General features: G+C 45.0%; 2 tRNA genes and 1 rRNA gene. All 3 read right to left on the bottom strand.

The features are described from left to right. Positions 1-167: 167 nt before the first annotated feature. Positions 168-241 (bottom strand) — tRNA-Ile (locus G4417_RS16565). Between the two features lie 23 nt (positions 242-264). After that, a tRNA-Ala gene (locus G4417_RS16560) sits at positions 265-337 on the bottom strand. A 5-nt stretch (positions 338-342) separates the two neighbouring features. After that, positions 343-460: ribosomal RNA gene (gene rrf, locus G4417_RS16555) — 5S ribosomal RNA — on the bottom strand. Positions 461-576 lie beyond the last annotated feature (116 nt).

Genomic DNA, 576 nt, shown 5'->3' with positions numbered 1-576 from the left:
TATCGATGTCTTCCTATCTTGCGTTTTATGAGATACTCTCATATCTCTTAACGTTTTGTATCAAGGATATTTGATTAACTTTAATCAAATTTCATGTATGCAGTTTTCAAGGTACAATCTATATCAGGCTTAACACTTAACCTCACGGCTAAATTTTTATAAGCCAATGGGCTTAAGTGGACTCGAACCACCGACCTCACGCTTATCAGGCGTGCGCTCTAACCAGCTGAGCTATAAGCCCATCTTGAAATCTTTCGATTTCAGTGGAGATGAAGAGATTCGAACTCTCGACCCCCTGCTTGCAAGGCAGGTGCTCTCCCAACTGAGCTACATCCCCATTTGATCTGGCAGCCACCTGCTCTCCCACACCGTCTCCAGTGCAGTACCATCGGCCGCTTAGGTCTTAACCGTCGTGTTCGGGATGGGAACGGGTGTTTCCCCTAAGCGCATCACTACCAGAAATGTTATTATTCAGTTTTCCTTGATAACTCAACAGTAAAACACATTCTACTCTACTTCTTCCTTAGAAAGGAGGTGATCCAGCCGCACCTTCCGATACGGCTACCTTGTTACGAC

The organism is Blautia wexlerae (assembly GCF_013300825.1).
Taxonomy (GTDB): domain Bacteria; phylum Bacillota; class Clostridia; order Lachnospirales; family Lachnospiraceae; genus Blautia_A; species Blautia_A wexlerae_B.
This window is presented reverse-complemented; position numbering and strand designations above follow the sequence as displayed.